Below are 20,420 nucleotides of genomic sequence, written 5' to 3'. Positions count from 1 at the left end.
TTAAAAGGAGCAGCGGCGGACCAAGACTTGATAAATAAAGTCTGAACTGCACCCCGTCAAGTAGACAGTACAAATAATCAAAATCGTTTAAACGGCCTTGGTCCTAAATTCCATCGGACTACGGCCGTTTAAATTTGCTTGTAACCGTTCGTAATTGTAAAAGTGAATGTAGGCCTCAATGTCCCTTTTAAGCTCTTCAAAGGTATGGTACTTGTGCAAATAATACTTCTCACATTTTAAGGTCCCCCAGAAGGATTCCATTGGACCGTTATCGATGCATCGCCCAACTCGGGACATACTCTGAACCATTTTGTTGCCATCCAGAAGCTTCTTAAAGCTCAGTGAAGTGTACTGATAGCCTCTATCGCTATGAAGCAATGGGCTGTTTTCTGGGGCTTCTTGTAAGGCGAGTTTCAACGTTTGGAATACAAGTGGATTGTTATTGGAACGCCCTAATACATAAGAGACGATGGATTTATCATGGAGATCGAGAATAGCGCTTAAATACGCTTTCTGGCCGTTGCCATACTTGAATTCCGTTACATCGGTGAGCCACTTTTCATTCGGCGTATCCGCATGGAAGTTGCGGTTTAGGACGTTCTCCGCGACCTGTTGTGGAGTAGCATTGGCATACTTTTTCCTCTTTCTCCGAATAACGGACTGAATTCCCAGGACCTTCATTAGCCGCTTTACGCGCTTGTGGTTAATGGTTTTTTCGGTTTGTCTGCGCATATGCAGAGTTAATTGACGGTACCCAAAAGTGCGCTCCACTTTCTCATAGATGGTCATCATTACCTGGATCAACTGCTCATTCTCCTGCTCACGAGGGCTGGGCTTGCGATTTAGCCATTTGTAATAGCTTGAGCGTGCAATTCCTGCAATTTCGCATAGCCGTTGAATGCTTGCTGACACGTCCTTTTGAAGTGCTTGAATGGCAAGGTAGATCGTTTCCTGCCGTGTTTGATTTAGCGTCGCCTTCTTTCTAGTTCCTCTAACTTTTTTAAAAATGCATTTTCCGTCCGAAGTCGCTCAATTTCGTACTCCATTTGCTTCATCTTGAGTTTCTGTTGGTCGGCCGCCGTTAACTCTTCTGGGGCTTTTTTTCTTCCTCGACCATCCTTTAATGCATCCTGGCCGCCACCTTCAAACTTCTTCACCCATTGGTATACTTGCTGATAGGAGACCTGAAACTGTCCAGCTGTCTTTTGGTAATCATATTGATTGCTCAGACAATACTGAACGATTTCGATCCGTTCTTGCCAAGTCGTAGTTCGCCCTTTTGTCATAGCTTTTCTTTCCCCTTTGTAGGCTGTTAAGCTGCTATGACCATTATACTTGTTAATCCAATTGAAGAGCTGCCTCGTACTAGCAATCTTGTATTTATCGATGATCTGATACTGAGACAAGTCCCCCTCAAGATAGTCCTTCACCGCCTGGATCTTCAGTTCAGCACTGTACCTTTGAAGATGTGTACGGCGCTCCAACCCTTTATATCCATGTGTCTTATATCGACGTTGCCATTTCATTAAAGTCGTCTTGTTAATCCCATATTTCGTCGCAGCTGCTAAAAAACCAATCTCCCCATTCGATACCTCTTCGAGGATGGTGAGTTTCTCCAAAGCGTTATATTTCCCTCTAGACATGAATAAGCTCCCCTCACAGTAGCAGGTTTTTTTATTTCGCCTGTCTACCGTATGGGGAGCATATCAAGTCTTAGACTGCCGCTGTTGTCGTTTAACTAACGTTTCCCGTTAGCTTTGGGGATCACCGACGGTCTAAGCATCACCAATCTCCGATCTCCGATATACGTGTCTACTTTACTTTATTTAATAAGTTTGTCACCATTCTGCTCAATGTCCCTTGGTCGACGAAAGGAGCAAGACTTGCCAGCAGATCTGGGCTAAGATGTTCAGCTTCGACTCCACCAATCAACTTCTCGAGATTTTCCCTGTCCAGAAAAGGTGCGAGGCTTATGATCCGGTCCGCATCGATGGTGCCATCTGTAACCCGGTCTACCAAACGGTTTAACGTTTCTCTGCTAATAAAGGGTGCCAGCCCTTGAACGGAATGCCAGCTCAAGCTGCCCTCTTCTGCTTGTTGTACCAACCGATCTACATGTTCTCTTCCAAGAAACGGGGCAATTCCAAAAAGATTGTGCACTTCTAAGGAACCGTCAATCGATTTATCTACCAGTCGGCTTAATGTGTCGCTGCTGACGAACGGAGCGAGTCCAGTAATGGCATCCCACACAATTTCGCCCTCTTCTGCCTGACGAACCAGTTCATCCAATGTATCTGCTCCAAGGAACGGAGCCAGCCGCATGATCACGTCTAATTTAAGGATGCTGCTGTCTAATCGTTCTGTAACCTTATGCAGAGCGCTTGCTTTTACAAACGGGGCTACTTCTACAAGCTCCTCCACCTCCGCCTCTCCGGTATTGACCATCTCTGCAACTTGTTCCGGCCTGTTCTCTGCGATCTCCTCAACGATCGTTCCTAGGTGCGGGTGCTCCCGATTTTCTGCGTTGTCTCCTGCATTTAAAATGTCGTCTACCGTTTTTCCGAATAACCTCGCAAACAGCGGAAGCGTTCCGATATCCGGTAGCGATTCACCCCGTTCCCATTTCGATACCGCTTGATGACTTACATTCAGTTGATCTGCAATTTCCAATTGAGTCAGATCCTGGTCTTTGCGAAGCTTCGAAATATAAGCTCCAATTTTACGCAAGTCGAGCATTGTATACCTCCAATAAAACAAAATGTACAGTGCGCACTGTCAAAAACAGCATAGCATTTCCGTAAACGCAATCCTATCAAGCGATGGTTGAATGGTCACATGCGCTTTATTCAACTGCCGGTAGAATTGTCCGGATTGAAAATTCACTTTCATTTATAGTTTTTTTCTACAAATCATTTCCATTATCCTGCCGGTTCGTATGTGAGATCCCGTATAACAAGCGATGCTATAGGGCGATAAGAAGAAATCACAGGGGCCACCGGTAAATCAAAATTAGGGGAGTGCATTAAATGAATCCAGTGATTGGAGGGTTATTTGTCATGCTTATTTGAGTCCGAACCCTGATTCCGGAAAAATGGCCGTTCTACAGCTATTTTGTGCTCCCTGAATAAGGTAATTTGTACGCTGAACTGCCCAAGTGTACCTTTCATTTAGGGATAAAAGTCATCTATGATCAAATCCTAGAAAGCGCTATCACAAATCACAGACATCTGCTTAGGGGGAATTGTTCTGGAGAAAGAAATAGTATTACATCGCAAGTCGTTGCCGAAAAGCAAGGGTCCTGTATTCTTACAAAATGCTAGTAAAAGCATAAAAAAACACTGGCAATTACATCTGCTAGTAATTCCACCCTTGTTATTTTTTCTCATTTTCAAATATTATCCAATGCTGAACGCTGTCCTAGCCTTTAAGGACTATAACGTCACTAAAGGAATATGGGGAAGCCCTTGGGTCGGATTTAAGAATTTCCGTCTCTTCTTTGAGAATCCTCAGTTTTGGACACTGCTCAAGAATACCATCATGCTTAGTGGCTATCAGCTGCTGGCGGGTTTCCCGATCCCGATTATTCTTGCGCTCATGATTAATGAAATACGGGGAGGAAGATTCAAAAAATTCGTTCAACTCGTGTCGTTTGCACCTTATTTCATCTCGACGGTTGTCATGGTGTCGATCGTTATGCTGTTCCTGGCGCCGCGCCTCGGCTTTGCCAACATTGCACTCAATTTTTTCGGACTGGATTCTATTAACTTCCTCGGTGAACCTGGTATGTTCCGTTCAATTTATGTCTGGTCTGATATTTGGCAGACAGCAGGTTATAGCGCAGTCGTATATTTAGCAGCGCTTGCAGGAATAGATCCAACCCTCTATGAAGCAGCCAAAGTCGATGGTGCATCACGGTTTCAAAAAATCCGCCACGTCGATTTGCCGGGGATTGTGCCAACCATCGTCATTATTCTGATTCTGAACGTAGGGAATGTAATGGCGATTGGTTTTGAAAAGGTGTACTTGTTGCAGAATCCATTGAACCTGGTCAATTCTGAGATCATTGCCACCTATGTATATCGGGTCGGACTGTTGAATGCCAATTACAGCTTTGCAACTGCGGTGGGGCTGTTCAACTCCATCATCAACCTGATTCTCTTATTTACAGTAAACGGCTTGGCGAAAAGAATTACTAAGAACAGCATCTGGTAAGAAAGGAGCTTGTCTATGGCAGCAGCAGTTCAAAAAAGAATCAAAGAATCCGTCGGCGACAAAGCGTTCCTGATCACAATCTATGTTGTGCTCACTCTCGTGGTAATCGCTGTACTTTATCCGCTTATTTTTATCATCAGCAGCTCGATCAGTAGTCCTGCAGCCGTTACTTCCGGTCGTGTCTGGCTCTGGCCTGTAGATATATCCTTCAAAGGCTTCAAAGTGTTGCTGAATACCACAGAAATTATCACCGGTTATGGAAACTCGATTTTCTACACCGCAGCGGGAACGCTGATTAGTATAACTTTGACGGTTATGGTTGCCTATCCACTGTCCCGTAAAGGCTTATTCGGACGGAATATGCTGATGATGATCATCACCTTCACCATGATTTTCAATGGCGGGTTGATTCCCACCTATTTGGTGGTAAAGGAGATGAATTTAATTGACACCCGCTGGGCGCTGCTGATTCCGAACGCTATTTGGGTATGGCAGGTCATTATTGCTCGCTCCTTCTTTCAATCCTCAATTCCAGAGGAGCTCTTGGAAGCCAGTGAAATCGACGGCTGTAGTGATATGCGATTTATCTGGAGTGTAGTGCTCCCGTTGTCCAAGCCGATTCTCGCCGTGCTGGTTCTTATGTATGCGGTAGGTCAATGGAATGCGTACTTCGATGCGTTGATTTATCTGAAATCAGCAGATCTGTTCCCACTGCAGCTGGTGCTGCGAAGCATCATCATTCAGAACAACAGCGCTGGTGGGGCTATGGACGTAGGGAAACTAGTTGAAAAACAACAGCTTTCCGAGCTCCTGAAGTATTCCTTAATTGTGATTGCCACCTTGCCTGTGCTTGTCATCTATCCGTTTGTACAGCGTTATTTTGTGCAGGGGATGCTTGTTGGTTCGGTCAAGGGTTAATCTTTGGATTCTCGTTTTTGGGAAGGAGGTATGCCCGAAGTACACACTTAAGGTATCATCGTATCACCTGCTAAACTACAAAAGGGAGTGATAAGATTTGAAGAAGCAAAGCTTAATAACTTTACTAGCTCTGGTCATGGCGTTTACGGTTGTAATTAGCGGATGTGCAAATAAAAATACAGAGAACGCATCCAGTTCCCAAGGTGGTTCGGATTCGTCTGGCAAGCCTATTAACATCAGTGTGTTTTCTGTTCAGGAATCCGGCATCGATCTTCCGACCAATAAGTTCACAAAATTTGTGGAAGAAAAATTTAATTTCAAATTCGATTGGCAGATCAACCCTTCCGATGGTGCCCAGGAAAAACGCCAGATCTCACTGGCTAGCGGCGACTATCCTGATGCGTATCTGCTTACTCACTACATCGATCAATTCTCGCAGGCTGATCTACTGAAATACGGCAAACAGGGCGTAATCATTCCCCTGAATGATCTGATTGATGAATATGCGCCTAATATTAAAGCAGCTATGGAAAAGAACTCAGATCTAAGAACACTTAATACAGCACCTGACGGCAATATCTACGGCCTTGTAGCTTATACAGAATGTTTCCACTGCTCCTATCCTAGCAAAATGTGGTTGAATACCGAGTGGATGAAAAAGCTTAATCTAGAGATGCCGAAGACTACAGAAGAATTCAAAAATGTCCTGAAAGCTTTTAAAACGCAAGATCCGAACGGTAACGGTAAAGCAGATGAAGTACCGCTGAGTGGTTCCATCGAGGAGTTCGGCGTACGGGTGGTTCCTTTCTTGATGAACGCTTTTGTCTATGATGATGACCGGAATTACCTGAATATGAAGGATGGAAAGGTTCAATCTGCTGCCATTACACCGGAGTGGAAAGAAGGATTGACCTATATTAAGTCTCTGTTTGACGAAGGTTTGATTGATCCGGGTGCTTTTACACAAAACGCTGAAGCCCTTAAGAAAATCGGTGAAAATGCTGATGCAGAAATTCTAGGCGCTGGAGCGGGTATGCACCCTGCGATCTTCGTGAACATCGATCCGGGGAATACCCGTTCAGCACATTACAACCCGCTAGCTCCGATTTCGGGGCCTGAAGGAATTTCCTATGCGACTCATGATGGTGGCGGTGTAGTTCCGGGTGCGAAATTTGTAATTACGAATAAAGCAAGCAAGGAAGCACAAATTGCTTTGATCAAGATGGTGGACTATATGTTTACACCAGAAGGCCAAACCAATGGCGCAGCTGGTCTGAAAGGAACCGATTGGACCGATCCGGTTGAAGGCGATGTGGCATTAGGTAAAGACGTTAAACCGATGATCAAATTAATTCCAGGTGAAGAAGGTGCAGCACCTCGTAATGCGGGCTGGAGCGGTATGGCTCACTTCTATGAGCCTAAAGAATATCGTGATACTTACGTTCAAGGTACCGACATCTTTGCTTCTGACGGTTATGAACGTAGATTGTATGATGCGACTCTGCTGTACGAAGGCCATGAGCCTAAGGAATTGTTCCCAATCTGGTCCATCTGGATTGATCCAAGTGAGATTGATGAAGCCAGCTTGTTACAAACCAACCTGAAGAACTATATCGAACAAAACGAGCTGCAATTCATCACGGGTAACAAAGATCTGAATAAGGACTGGGACGCTTATGTAAAGGGATTGCAGAACTTGAAGCTAGATCGTTATCTCGAAATCTTGCAAAAGGCTTATGACACTTCTAAAAAATAAAATATTGAAATCAGAATCAGGTGCTGTATGATATACCCCAGCATCTGATTTCTTGATTTTAAGGGAAAATATACATTTCTATTCACGGAGGATTAGCCATGACAGATGAGAAACATTGCAATCATTCATTTGTAGTTCCAAGACGAGGACTACCCAATACAAGCGAAAGACTTGCGGGAAAGGAGCCGGTAACTGTCGCCTTTTTGGGTGGTTCCATTACAGAGGGGGCGGGTGCTTCCGACGCGGATACATTTAGCTGGAGAGCGCTGACTGGTAAGTATCTGCAGGAGCGATTTGCGAATCATGAATTCCGCTTCATCAATGCGGGAGTGGGTGGAACGAATTCCACGCTGGGCGCTCACCGATTACAGCCGCATGTCCTGCAATACGGTAAGATTGATTTGCTATTTGTTGAGTTTAGCGTCAATGACGGCAACGACCGAGAAGAATCCATTAGAGGTATGGAAGGAATTGTGCGCCAGTGCAGACGGTTGTCGCCCGGCACTGACATTTGCTTCTTGTATACGGCAGCAGAGAAGAATCTGTCAGGGAGCAACCCCTTTAACATTGCCGTCCACGAAGAAGTAGCTGAGCATTACGATCTTCCATCTCTTAATTTTGCAGCTAGAGTTTATACACAGACCCAAGCCGGACAAATGGAGTGGACCGAGCTGGCTCCGGATGGATATCATCCCAATGATGACGGACATGCGCTGTATGCTTCTTTTTTACAGGAGTATTTGGATGCAGCACTTGTTCCTGACAACACACATTTAAATACCGGAAGCGCGTTAAGTATTGCTCCTCTGGAGGAGCGAAATTATGAATACGGTAATTTACTGGATTTCAGAGGCGCTGATCATGCAGATGGGTTCGAGCTACGCGAGCTTACCCCCGATGATCCACTGATGAACTGGCGATTTGGAACGGAGCATTTATATACAGACAGCAAAGAGGCAGCTTTTTCTTACACAGTAACCGGACAGAGTGTGGGTCTGCTGCTGCTCTACGGCCCGGATAGTGGGATATTCGAATATTCGCTCAATGGCGGTCCCTTTCATGCGGTTAACTTATTCGACGAATGGTGCCCGCTTGCGTTTCGGCCTATTATCGCTATGTTCGGAATCCAGGAACAACGTCAGGAATTGCAAGTAACCGTGCGAATTACAGGGGAAAAGGATGAACAGAGTAAGGGCTCCAGTCTGCGTATTCTGAAGCTAATGTGCAATTGATTATTTTAGCATTGGGCATTATACTGCCCAATATTAAGCGTTTACAATCATAAGAAAGTGGGTGTTGATCATTTCTATTACAGAACACAGCGTCGATTCTTCTCCTCTCGTAATCCGCCTGACTGATTATGGTGTTCTGCCGGATTCCGACTTGGATGCTCAGCCAGCCATGACAATAGCTATTCAGGCGGCCGCCGAAATAACTGGGCCGGTCCTGCTGGATTGTCCAAAAGGCTGCTATCATTTCTATCCGGAAGAGGCGATCCGGAAACCCTACTACATCTCCAACACTACCAGTGAAGAAGAGAATCCTGATGTCACCAAGACTATAGGGATTCTACTGAAGGGGCTGTACAATTTAACATTTGAGGGCAACGGCTCACTATTTATCTTCCATGGCAAGCAGACTATGTTCTTGCTGGATGGATGCAAAAATGTAGAGATTCGTAATTTACATACCGACTACGCTCGGCCGACTGTGACAGAGATGACGATTACTGAAAGCGGTACTCATTATTTCGATGTCCAGGTTCACCCCGATTCGCGTTATGAGATCAGGGATGGCAAGCTGGTGTGGATCGGTGAGGGCTGGAGTTTCTCGGAAGGACCAATGCAGACCTATGATCCATTACGCAATACGACTTGGCGGATGGACAATTGGTCGGAGCTGGCTGATTCTGTTGAAGAGCTGGAGCCGATGAAGCTCCGCTTGCATTTTGATCATGGGCTTGAGGTTGTCCCCGGGCATGTCCTGCAAAGCCGTGATGGTATTCGCGATCAGGTAGGTGTCTTCATTGTGGAAAGCTCTAACGTCACCTTCAGCAATGTGGGGCTGCATTTTCTGCACGGACTTGGTGTTATGGGTCAGTTTAGCGACAATCTCACCTTTCATCGCATGGATATTTCACCGCGATTGGAAACCGGACGAACGGTTACTGGCTTTGCGGATTTCATCCACATGTCCAGCTGCCGAGGTAAAATAACTGTTGCGGACAGCCGTTTTTCCGGTTCTCATGATGACGTCGTCAATGTCCATGGTACCTATCTACGGATCGTGGAGCAGACATCATCAAATACGGTGAAGGTTCGCTTCATGCATCCGCAGACGTACGGATTTATGGCCTTCCATCCGGGAGACGAAATTGAATTTGTTCGTTCTGGCTCTCTAACCACCTATGCGGCTAACGAAGTGGTAGAGGTTAAGCGTATAAACCCGCGCGAGCTTATGCTGACCCTAGCACAGCCTATTCCTGAAGGGATTGGCAGCCATGATGTGATCGAGAATGTAACCTGGACACCGGAGGTTGAAGTCGTAAATAATCACCTCGCGCGGGTACCGACCCGCGGTATCCTTGTGACAACCCGGCATAAAGTAGAGATTAAGGGGAATGTTTTTGATCGGATGCGAATGAGTGCGATTCTGGTTGCTCTGGATGCGGAGTCTTGGTATGAGTCTGGCAAGGTGGAGAATGTGACCATCGCTGAGAATCATTTTATTGAATGCGGGGGCATGGAGCATCCGGTTATTTTCATTTCGCCAGAGAACACAGAGGTTGATGAGAGCACTCCTGTTCATCAGGGTATAGTTATTAAGAACAACAGGTTCGAGACTGGTGAAACGTTAGTCCTTAGTGCCAAGAGTACCCGCGGACTGGTCTTCAGTGCTAACGAAATTGTCATTGGTGGGGAAAGTACGAACTGCCTTTCCAGTGTTGCGGATGCGATACGTTTAACCGCCTGTAGCGAGGTCGACATTCAGGATAATTTGTTCAATGAGTTAGGGTAGATTGTGTTAGATCGCGGTATGGATCGGTAGATCGATGTATAGAAAACGCTTTATCTGATCTTTATAATGAGGGCAGACTTGGGGGAATACATCATTTAATTCATGACAGATCGTGAGGGAGAGAACTAATGAAACTTCAATATGACAAGCCAGCAAATGTATGGACCGAAGGGCTTCCGATTGGGAATGGCCGTCTGGGTGGTATGATCTTCGGCGGTGTGGAGCAGGAGAAAGTCAGTCTAAACGAGGATACATTATGGTCGGGATTCCCGAAGGATGGGAACAATCCAGGTGCTAAGGACGCTTTGCCAAAGGTTCGGAAGCTGATTCAGGAGGGCCGGTATACAGAAGCGGACACCCTGACTAGAGAGATGCTAGGTCCGTACACCCAATCGTATCTGCCTTTTGGAGATTTACTACTTCGTTTTGAGCATGGTGGTGTTTATCAATCCTATCGGCGGACATTAGATATTGAAATTGCGGTTCACCGCATTGAATATAAGATTGGTAATGTTACTTATACCCGTGAGATGTTCGCTTCACATCCTGATCAGTTGCTCGTGCTGCGTCTGACTGCAAGTGTACCGGGAGCGCTGAATGTACATGCTACGCTAGATAGTTCGCTTCGGCATAGCCTTCACGCGCAGGGTGATCGCTTTGTGCTCTCGGGAACTGCACCGGAGCATGTTGATCCAAGCTATTTTTGGAGTGACAATCCGATCCAATACGGAGAACCTGGCAAGAGCAAGGGCATGGCCTTTGAAGGACAACTCTCCGTAGTGGCAGAGGGTGGGGAAGTTACCGTTGACGGTAGTGGAATTCATCTGTTGGGAGGAACGGCTGCAACCTTCTATTTCAGCGCGGCTACAGGCTTTAATGGCTTTGACAAAATCCCGGGAGCTGAGGGGAAAGATGCTTCTGCTATTGCCGCTTCTTACTTGGCAGATGTGAATGGAAAGTCTTACGACAGCTTTCTTCAAGCGCATGTCGAGGATTACCGATCACTTTTTGACCGAGTGAAGCTCCAATTAGGCAAGACACTAGCCCCGGAGTCGATGACCACGGAGCAACGGATTACGACATACGCGGCACAAGACCCTGGTCTTGTCGAGTTGCTGTTTCATTACGGGCGCTATTTGATGATTGCAAGCTCGCGCCCCGGAACACAAGCTACTAATCTGCAGGGAATATGGAATGCGGTTACCCGTCCGCCGTGGAGTAGCAACTATACGCTGAACATTAATACAGAAATGAATTATTGGCCAGCTGAAATTTGTAATCTGGCGGAATGTCATGAGCCGCTGCTGGATATGATCGGAAATTTGGCGGAGATGGGTGCGGAGACTGCTCAAGTCAACTATGGTGCCCGAGGCTGGGTGGCTCATCATAATACGGATCTTTGGGCACAGACAGCACCAGTGGGGGATTATGGTGACGGAGATCCAAGCTGGGCTTACTGGACGATGAGTGGCGTTTGGCTGACACAACATCTCTGGGAGCATTATGCTTTTGGCGGGGACGAGGAATATTTACGGACTTCCGCTTATCCTGTGATGAAGGAGGCGGCTCTGTTTGCACTGGACTGGCTTATTGACGATGGTAACGGAAGGCTTGTGACCTCCCCATCCACTTCGCCAGAGCATAAATTCCAGACAGCGGAGGGCTTAGCTGCAGTCAGTGCAGGTGCTACTATGGATATTTCGCTCATCTGGGAGCTGTTTACGAATTGTATTGAGGCTTCGGAAACGCTTGGAATGGATGAGGATCTGCGTGCAGAATTGGTAAGTGCTCGTGAACGTTTATTGCCATTACAGGTTGGTAAGTACGGACAGTTGCAGGAATGGTCCTTAGACTTTGAAGATGAGGATATGTATCACAGACATACCTCACATCTGGTCGGTATCTATCCGGGTCGGCAGTTGTCAGAAGAAGAGACCCCTGAGCTGTTCGCTGCAGCCAAAACCTCGCTTGAACGTCGTGGGGACGAGAGCACAGGTTGGAGTCTAGGCTGGAGAGTTGCTCTATGGAGTCGCTTCCGGGATGGCAACCGCTCCCTACGCCTGCTCTCAAACATGCTGCGGCTGGTGAAGGATGGGGAGTCCGAACAGTATAGTCACGGCGGCGTTTATGCCAATCTGCTTGGCGCACATCCACCGTTCCAAATTGATGGTAACTTCGCCGCTTCTGCCGGAATTGCTGAGATGCTACTGCAATCTCACCTCGGGTATCTCGATCTGCTGCCTGCACTGCCAGATGAATGGCAGGAGGGAAGCGTGGCGGGGCTACGTGCCCGCGGTGGCTTTGAAGTTAGCATTCAGTGGGATAGAGGCCATCTCGTGGAAGCACAGATTACCTCCCTTCTAGGCAATGAATGTGTGATCCGCACAGATGCTTCGCTCTTGGTGAGTAATGGCGGCAACGAGATGAAGTATGACCGTTCCGCAGATGGAACGGTGAGCTTTTCTACGACCGCTGGGCAGACCTACAAGCTTTTAGTTGGTAAGCAATAATAGTCAGTTTCATAGGAATATGGACAGCAGCAGGGACCTGAAATACAGGTTCTGCTGCTGTTTTTTTGTACGAATATAATGCTGATAAACAATTAGGGAAAAAGTCCCTGAAATTCGATTTTTGCTCGCAAGACTAACAATCAGGGAATTTCTCCCTGAAATTCATCCGATCTGGTGGTGAATTTGGAATTCACTCTGTTTTTTAGGGAGGAATTCCCTCATTACATTGGAATATGGTGTTTTCTGGCTTTTTTTAGGGAGGTTTTCCCTAATCTATCTCTTCTAGCTGCCCGAAGGTGAAAACGGAGTGTGGATACGAAATTGTTGAGCATGAGCAGTATTTTATGTACAGCCTCTTCTTCTTGTCATCGACATGAATACTAGGGGGATTTAGGTTTGTGCTAGATGTGTTAGATCGCGGTATGGATCGGAAGATCGTTGTATAGAAAACGCTTTATCTGATCTTTATAATGAGGGCATACTTGGGGGACACAGGTACAGAGCCTGCCGCCTTCAAGGTCCAAAACGCAGTAACAAGGAGGCAAATCATGCTAACTGATAGTGCTACAACGGTAAAAGTGAATACGGACACAGCATCTCTTATCCGTGTAACCAATGATGAGGTGAATCTAGAGATTGATCTCGGGACGGGTGAAGCATCCGTTGCCCGCGGAAACACTTCTCATGTAAAAGGGATTCGCAGCGCATTCCGCTGTCAGGGCCGAGAATACAACACAGAACATTATCAGAGCCACACACTGAAGTCTCAGGAAGTGGTAGTGCGTGAGGGCTTTGGAAAAGGTGTTCATGTAGTCATTTTGCACGAAACGTCCCTGCTGCCACAGCTGGAGCAGCATTTCTATATTTATGAATCTTCATCATTTGTGTTGATGCAAATCGTAATTGCAAGCGATGAGGAGATCAAGGCAAACCGGATGGCTGTCCTTCAGACCAAATCGGTGTCACTTGGCGGGGAGTCAGGGCAACCCGAAGAACCAAGCATTCTGCGTGTGCCGTACGACAACGACAAGTGGGTCAGATATACAGTAGTGAAGCCGCCGATGGATACGGAAAGCTATGAAGTAACTGCATTGTTCGCGCCGGAAAGTCGGCAGGGAATTATTATGGGTTCTATTACGCACAAGGTGTGGAAGACAGGGATTCGTATCAAAAGCGAACGGAGCGGAGGGATCGAGGAGCTAGATCTTTACGGCGGCGCTGTAAGTGAAATGACCCGTGATTTCCAGCCACATGGTTATGTAAAAGGAACAAGAGTAGAGTCGCCGCTCGTTTTCGTAGGGTTCTATGATGATTATAGAAAAGGGCTTGAAGCGTACGGTCAGGCTAATACCTGGATAGAGGCTCCTCTGTCATGGGATGGCGGCGTTCCTATCGGCTGGAATAGCTGGTCTGCGGCAATGGCTGAGCTTGATTACGATCTGTATACGTCCACCAGTAATTTTCTGAAAAATGAAGTGCAGCCGCTAGGATTCCAGAATGAGGACACACTGTACATCAACTTTGATGCTTTCTGGGACAATTTCACACCAGAAGAAATGAAGAATGCACTGGACCTGGTTCGGGAGAACGGTCATAGACCGGGAACTTACTGGACGCCTTTTGCCTTCTGGGGAAGTCCGGCTCAGTTCGGAGATCTCGTGGAAGGTACAAACGGCAAATACACTTATGGTGATATCTTGCTGCGAGACAGCGAAGGAGAGATTTTGCCGGATGTTGATGGAGGACTGGCTATTGACCCGACACATCCAGGCAACCTGCAAAGAATAGATTGGTACACGAATAAATTCATCTCGGAAGGCTTCGAGTATGTCAAACTAGACTTTTTGGCGCATGGTGCACTGGAAGGGCAACATTACAATCCGGAAATTACGACGGGAATTGCGGCGTATCACTATGGGATGACTTACTTGCAGAACAAGCTCTCACCAGAGGTAATCGGTCGGCCGTTCTTTATCAATCTATCCATCGCTCCATTGTTCCCTTATGCATTTGCGCATAGCCGCCGGGTATCCTGTGACGTCTTCGGTACACTGCACGATACAGAGTATTTGCTGAATTCGTTGACACATGGCTGGTGGATGAGCCATACCTTATATCGTTACAATGACCCGGATCATTCCGTGCTGTACAAGAGCCATAACCAAGATGCCACTGGCTGGCATGAAGGTCGGAGTCGTTTGACTGCTTCGGTCATCGCTGGAACGGTACTTCTGCTAGGCGATGATTTTCGAAAAGAGGAAGCAGCCGCTCGGGCTAAATCGTGGCTGGGCAATAAAGAGATTATGGATGTCGCCCGCCTAGGGAAGACCTTCCGCCCTGTCGAAGGGGATCTTGGCAAGCAAGCTTCCGATGCTTTCGTACTTGAAGATGCAGAAGACAATGTATTTTATCTTGCTGTCTTTAACTATGATGCTGCGAACTCTGCTCATAAATCTATTTCTTTAGAGCGTGCAGGACTGAATAGTCAAGTAGCATACCAACTGCTTGATTTATGGGAAGGTACACAAGGGGAAATTGCAGGAGAGCTTGTAGTTACGCTTGAGCCGGCAGAGTCCAAAATCTTCAAATTAATGGCAAAATCCAACTGATCATACACATTGAAAAAAGAATACGTGCAACCGCTTCTCGCGGATAGCGCGTATTCTTTTTTATTGGAGTCTTACATTCGTATTCGGCTTTGCGGATTAAGGCGGTACTGTGTTGGATTAATGCCGTAGCAGGTACTGAAATGTCTGGAGAAGGGATGGATGGAAGGATAGCCCAGCTTCTCAGCGATCGCAGTCACACTAAGCTCACTCTCCAGGAGCAGTCCTGCCGCCCGCCTCATGACTAAATTATGATGATAGATGCGTGGCGTCATTCCGGTCTCCCGTAGAAACAGCTCATGGAAATACGTTCGCTTGAGCCCGCAGAACTGTGCCCAATCTTCGATAGACTTACCACGCTCGGGATGGGTGTTCAAATATTCCAGCAGGCGGACAATACGATAATCACTTGGCTGATGCTGATGGAGGGCATTATACCAGCTTAAGATCCAGCCGTACAGATAGCTATTGGCCGTCTCATTGCGATAGAACAGCGCGTCATTGTAAGCCTTGGCAATCATCACAAGACTATCGTATAGCAAAGGATATTTAGCTAGTGGGAATATGCAAGGTAACTCGCTCAGCTCTGCACAAGGTGCTTCGATGGCTTTTTTTTCAAATTGTAAGACTTCAGGGGCATGGATAAATGAAAGATTATTAGATACTGGAGAGCGGTTGTCCCATAAATCAAAATAGAAGTTGTAAGACGACAGTGGATGAGAAGACATGATATGAAAAGCATGGGGCTGACCGGGACGGAGAAACACAAGCGTCCTTCGCTCAATCGGATAACGTATTCCATCGATCTCCATCTCACCGGGGCCATCAGTAAACAAGTGGAACGCGTATGCATTACCGACTCTCAGATGCTCATTGCTGCTGCCGTCGTACACATAAGGCATGATTGCGCCGACATACGGAGTCATTTCAGATAGTTTATTCATGCGGCCCCTCTTTTCTTATCTTACCGTACAAATCGTCAAATAATCGAACAGGTCAACAAAGACAGTGATTCATTCAAATGATACGATAAATACAGTGAATCCGCAACATAATGGATAGGTTTAAGAAAGTATGATTCATCTTGAAAGAGATGGAATTATGAATTATTTCACATTATATAGCGGATTAATTAACAACATTTTTTAGAGGGTTATCGCGCTTGCACAGATTCTACTATGGACAGGAGAAAATAAAATGAGCGATTTTAGATTATGGTATTCTACCCCTGCAACGGATTGGTCACAAGGATTGCCACTAGGTAATGGAAGAATAGGTGCAGTAGTGATAGCTGCTCCGTATCGTGAGGTATGGAACATGACCGAGGTTACCTACTGGTCGGGTCAAGCTGAGTCAGAGCCTGCTCCTTTCGGAGGCAAAGCTGCGCTGGAAGAGATGCGGAAGCACTTCTTTGCTGGCGATTATAACGAAGGTGACCGTCTAGCCAAGCAACATCTGCAGCCGAAGAAGCGGAATTTCGGTACGAATCTTGGATTATGCGAGGTTGTCATTGACTTTGCAGAACAGGACATAGATTCCGGGTCAGCAGGAGCTATCGAGCGAGAGCTGGATTTGACCTGTGCGGTGGCTCGGACAGTGGTTCAAAGTAAAGGAACAAAGCTGCATCGTGAGATTTTCGCTTCCCATGCTGATGATCTGGTGATTTCAAGAATTTGGAGTGATGAGCCAGGGGGTGTATCCTTTACAATCGGCCTGGAGGGTGGTTCAGAATCGTTTACGACTGAAGTTGTGAATGATAACACCATTGAATTCAAAGGACAAGCCACAGAGAATGTGCATAGTGACGGCACTTGCGGGGTATGGGCAAAGGGACAAATTAAGGTAAGAATTTCCGGCGGTACAATGTACAGAGGGGACGGCCACTTAAGAATTGCGGGAGCCAATGAGGCTCGAATTTATTTTGCGGTCAGCACTGATTACCACCGTAGTAACTCGGACTGGGAAATGGAGAGTAGCAGCACCGTACAGCAGGCTTTGCGCAAAGGATATACGCAGTTAAAAGCGGATCATATCGCTGATTATGAGCAAGAATATGGGAAGGTGGATATCCAATTAGGCACCACTGGGAAGGTGGATCTACCTACCGATCAACGTATTCGATTACTGGCACAGGACCCGGAGGAGGATTCGCAGCTATTTGCGTTGTTCCTGCAATATGGACGATACCTGACCATTGCTGGAGCTCGTGAGGACTCCCCCTTACCGCTAAATCTACAGGGAATATGGAATGATGGTGAGGCTTGCCGTATGGGGTGGAGCTGTGACTATCATTTGGACATCAATACCCAAATGAATTACTTTCCGACGGAAGTCGTAAATCTTGGGGATAGTCATTTACCGTTAATGCGCTATATTGAGGACTTATCTCATGCTGGAAAGGCAAGCGCTCGCGATTTCTATGGCAGTAAAGGCTGGGTAGCACATGTATTCTCGAATGTCTGGGGGTTCACGGCTCCGGGCTGGGAGACATCTTGGGGGCTAAACGTTACAGGTGGACTATGGATTGCGACGCATCTGATGGAGCATTATGAATACAGTCAGGACCGTGTATTTCTGGAGGAACAGGCCTATCCAGTGCTAAAAGAAGCAGCAGCATTCTTCCTAGATTATATGACCATTCATCCCAAATACGGCTGGTTGGTGACTGGACCTTCGAACTCGCCGGAGAATCATTTCTATCCTACGGATAGCAGCGATGGGGCACAGCAGCTGTCTATGGGTACCACTATGGATCAGATGCTGGTGAAAGACCTTTTTGAGTTTTGTTTGAAGTCTGCGAAGCTACTGAATACGGACGAGGAACTACAGGAGCAGCTGGAGCAAGCGATATCCAAGCTGCCACCATTTCAGATCGGCAAGAGAGGACAGCTGCAAGAGTGGCTAGAGGACTACGAGGAAGCGCAGCCGGAGCATCGGCATTTGGCCCATTTGTTCGCGGTATATCCAAGTAATCAGATCACACCAAGTAAGACACCTGAACTTAGCGCTGCGGTGAGAGTAACACTTGAGAACCGGATGGTTCAGGAAGAACTGGAGGATGTGGAATTTACCGCCGCATTGTTCGGTCTCGGCTTTGCCAGATTGTATGACGGGGAAAAGGCCTTTAATCATATTTCCCATTTGATTGGTGGACTCAGTTTCGATAATTTATTTAGCTTTTCCAAATCGGGCATTGGAGGAGCGGAGTGCAATATTTTTGTAATCGATGGGAATTTCGGGGGTACGGCTGTTATTGCCGAGATGCTGCTGCAAAGCCATGAGGGTGAGATTCATCTGCTGCCTGCACTTCCAAAAGCATGGGGTACAGGATCGGTATCTGGACTGCGGGCCAAAGGAAATGCTGAGGTTGATGTAGCTTGGGACAATGGTCAATTGGTGGAAGCTACGATACGTACCTACTCACCAGGAACCGTGACACTTCGGTTGGGAGATAGAAGAGCTACTGTTCAAGGAGAAATAGGAGGAAGCTACTATTTTAACAGTCAGTTAGAGTTGGTATAATGATTCAGCGGGGGTGATAAGAGCCCCCCGCTTTAATTATGCGTTTGAATGCTGGTCTATTAGTTATTAGTGCATGATTAAAGGGCTATTCGGTCTGCTATGGACCGGATAGCCCTTTTGCCTATATGTTATGATTTGATCTGCAAATTAACGATTCATGCCTGAAAATAACTTTCATTTATTTGGAACATATTCGCCTAAGAGGAAAAGAATATAATAGAGGAAGTTGACAACAAAGAGGAGGGGACATCTGTGTACAGCATTTTTCTAGTTGATGATGAAGAAATGGGCCTTGAGATGATGAGAGACTATATCCGCTGGGAGCAAATGGGTATCTATGTCGTAGGCACTGCGAGTAATGGTAGAGAGGCTCTAGAGAAGATTGAGGCCATTAGACCTGATATTATTCTTACGGATGTCCAGATGCCGATTATGAACGGTATTGAAATGGCTAAAAAAATACATGAGAACTATGACTGGATGCAGTTAATGTTCCTGACTGGGCATGACGAATTCAACTATGTAAAATCGGCTCTAAATGTAGGTGCTGTTGGATATTTACTGAAGCCCCTCGACTTGAATGAAATTGGAAGCGTTATCGCAAAGGTGAAGCAGCGCTGTGAGGAAGTTCAAATGAAGAAACGTTCCATGGAGGCGGCTAAAACGAACCTTCTTAAGGAGCTTTCCTATGAAAAAAATGCGGAACATGCCGCTGAACTGGCGACCAGCTATTGCAAGCTTACCCGTGAGTCTGAGAAGAATCGCTACACAATGGCACTGTTCAGTATCGATCCCATTGAGGCAGAGGGGGAACAGCAGAGTCTGGAGGATTGCAAGAACCGGTTAGTAGTTTTACTGGATCATTTCTTCAAATCGAAGAATATAGAGACGGTCTTTGTGCCCTATAATGATGGGGAGGTAGGTGTGTTTATGGAAGCGCGCCAACAGCCCGGGTATTATGCGTGGGAGGATTTGGCCGAGGCTATCCGAAGTGGACTGGATTTCACAGTGACAGCAGCAGTCGGTGCGCAGGAAACCGAATTAACGGAGGTACATTGTCTGTATAAGCAGACGCGTGAAATCCTGAACGAGCGATTTTATAAAGGTACGGGTTCAATCATTCATGCCTTAGCGATTTCGAACCAGTTCGATAGTGAACATGTGCCGCCTTTTGCGAAAAAAGAGTGGTTTGAAGTCATCAATCGGCTAGATTTCGAGCAAGCTGCACAGAAGCTGCATCAGTATTTCGAGGGGCTAGCCACACTGAGAATCAAGAAAAAAAATATTTGTGACTGGGCGATTGAACTTGTCGACGAGCTGCTGGAGCAACTGCATCAGCCTGTTCCTGAAGGGGTTAAACGGGCGGAGTTATATCATTTTATCTATAATGCACTGACTTTAAATGAGATTGAGGATTTAATTCTGGGTACCGCAGGCAATGCCATGAATATGCTGGGTGAACGTCTTATGGACAAAAATACAAAGCTAGTTCACAAGGTTCGCAGTATGATCGACCAGAATTTTGATCAGCCGATTACGATCAATAGCTTATCTGATCAGGTTTATTTGTCGCCCAACTATTTACGCTCCATTTTCAAAGACAAGACTGGTATCACGATTCACGATTATTTAACACGTATCCGGCTCGATAAGGCCACAGAGTTGCTAGCCGACGGCTCGCTCAAAATTCAGGATATCGCCCAAAGAGTCGGCTATGAAAGCACGTCTTATTTTATTTCCCTATTCCTGAAGAACCAAGGGGTTACACCTAACGAGTATAGGAAGAGTCTATGATTGTGCCAGTGCTTCAGTTCGGCACATAGGAAATAAAGTTACTTTCCCTTACGAATAGTAAACTTGCGATATGGATATTAACCC

13 protein-coding genes are annotated in these 20,420 nt (G+C 46.4%); 9 read left to right on the top strand and 4 right to left on the bottom strand.

What is annotated here, in order from left to right:
- Positions 1–87 precede the first annotated feature (87 nt).
- From QNH28_RS21980 to QNH28_RS21970, 3 genes are all read right to left on the bottom strand, one after another.
- Positions 88–1,008, bottom strand: coding sequence for an IS3 family transposase (locus tag QNH28_RS21980; RefSeq protein WP_283912230.1), 921 nt, complete (start codon positions 1,006–1,008; stop codon positions 88–90).
- Positions 966–1,643 (bottom strand): helix-turn-helix domain-containing protein, encoded by a 678-nt coding sequence (locus QNH28_RS21975; RefSeq protein ID WP_076301172.1) that lies wholly within the window; start codon positions 1,641–1,643, stop codon positions 966–968. Before QNH28_RS21975 ends, QNH28_RS21980 begins: the two co-directional genes overlap by 43 nt.
- Before the next feature lie 169 nt (positions 1,644–1,812).
- Complete coding sequence (locus QNH28_RS21970; RefSeq protein WP_283908553.1) at positions 1,813–2,736, bottom strand: helix-turn-helix transcriptional regulator; 924 nt, start codon at positions 2,734–2,736, stop codon at positions 1,813–1,815.
- Positions 2,737–3,279: 543 nt separating this feature from the next.
- Here QNH28_RS21970 and QNH28_RS21965 point away from each other — a divergent pair.
- The 7 genes from QNH28_RS21965 to QNH28_RS21935 all read left to right on the top strand — a co-directional run bounded on the left by QNH28_RS21965 (position 3,280) and on the right by QNH28_RS21935 (position 15,023).
- Positions 3,280–4,212: an ABC transporter permease gene (locus QNH28_RS21965; protein ID WP_283908552.1), complete on the top strand. Its 933-nt coding sequence runs from the start codon at positions 3,280–3,282 to the stop codon at positions 4,210–4,212.
- Between the two features lie 15 nt (positions 4,213–4,227).
- Positions 4,228–5,130 (top strand): carbohydrate ABC transporter permease, encoded by a 903-nt coding sequence (locus QNH28_RS21960; protein ID WP_283908551.1) that lies wholly within the window; start codon positions 4,228–4,230, stop codon positions 5,128–5,130.
- Positions 5,131–5,266: 136 nt separating this feature from the next.
- Positions 5,267–6,886 (top strand): extracellular solute-binding protein, encoded by a 1,620-nt coding sequence (locus QNH28_RS21955; RefSeq protein WP_283912229.1) that lies wholly within the window; start codon positions 5,267–5,269, stop codon positions 6,884–6,886.
- A 98-nt stretch (positions 6,887–6,984) separates the two neighbouring features.
- Positions 6,985–8,118 carry an SGNH/GDSL hydrolase family protein gene (locus tag QNH28_RS21950; protein ID WP_283908550.1) on the top strand — a complete coding sequence of 378 codons (1,134 nt, stop codon included), beginning with the start codon at positions 6,985–6,987 and terminating at the stop codon, positions 8,116–8,118.
- A 64-nt stretch (positions 8,119–8,182) separates the two neighbouring features.
- Positions 8,183–9,904 carry an alpha-1,3-galactosidase-related protein gene (locus tag QNH28_RS21945; protein ID WP_283908549.1) on the top strand — a complete coding sequence of 574 codons (1,722 nt, stop codon included), beginning with the start codon at positions 8,183–8,185 and terminating at the stop codon, positions 9,902–9,904.
- Positions 9,905–10,032: 128 nt separating this feature from the next.
- Complete coding sequence (locus QNH28_RS21940; protein WP_283908548.1) at positions 10,033–12,414, top strand: glycoside hydrolase family 95 protein; 2,382 nt, start codon at positions 10,033–10,035, stop codon at positions 12,412–12,414.
- A gap of 548 nt (positions 12,415–12,962) precedes the next feature.
- Positions 12,963–15,023, top strand: a complete 2,061-nt coding sequence (locus tag QNH28_RS21935; RefSeq protein WP_283908547.1) for an alpha-amylase family protein — start codon at positions 12,963–12,965, stop codon at positions 15,021–15,023.
- A 71-nt stretch (positions 15,024–15,094) separates the two neighbouring features.
- On the opposite strand, the gene QNH28_RS21930 is transcribed toward QNH28_RS21935, so the two are convergent.
- A complete protein-coding gene (locus tag QNH28_RS21930) occupies positions 15,095–15,964 on the bottom strand; it encodes a helix-turn-helix transcriptional regulator (protein WP_283908546.1) in 870 nt (289 codons plus the stop codon).
- Positions 15,965–16,217: 253 nt separating this feature from the next.
- On the opposite strand from QNH28_RS21930, the gene QNH28_RS21925 reads away from it, so the two are divergent.
- On the top strand, positions 16,218–18,542 hold the full coding sequence (locus QNH28_RS21925) for a glycoside hydrolase family 95 protein (RefSeq protein WP_283908545.1): 2,325 nt from the start codon (positions 16,218–16,220) through the stop codon (positions 18,540–18,542).
- A 252-nt stretch (positions 18,543–18,794) separates the two neighbouring features.
- A complete protein-coding gene (locus QNH28_RS21920; RefSeq protein ID WP_283908544.1) occupies positions 18,795–20,336 on the top strand; it encodes a response regulator in 1,542 nt (513 codons plus the stop codon).
- Positions 20,337–20,420 lie beyond the last annotated feature (84 nt).

Origin of the sequence: Paenibacillus sp. G2S3 (assembly GCF_030123105.1) — a bacterium.
Taxonomy (GTDB): domain Bacteria; phylum Bacillota; class Bacilli; order Paenibacillales; family Paenibacillaceae; genus Paenibacillus_AQ.
Note: the sequence above shows the minus strand (reverse complement) of the source record. Positions and strands in the feature narration are given on the sequence as shown.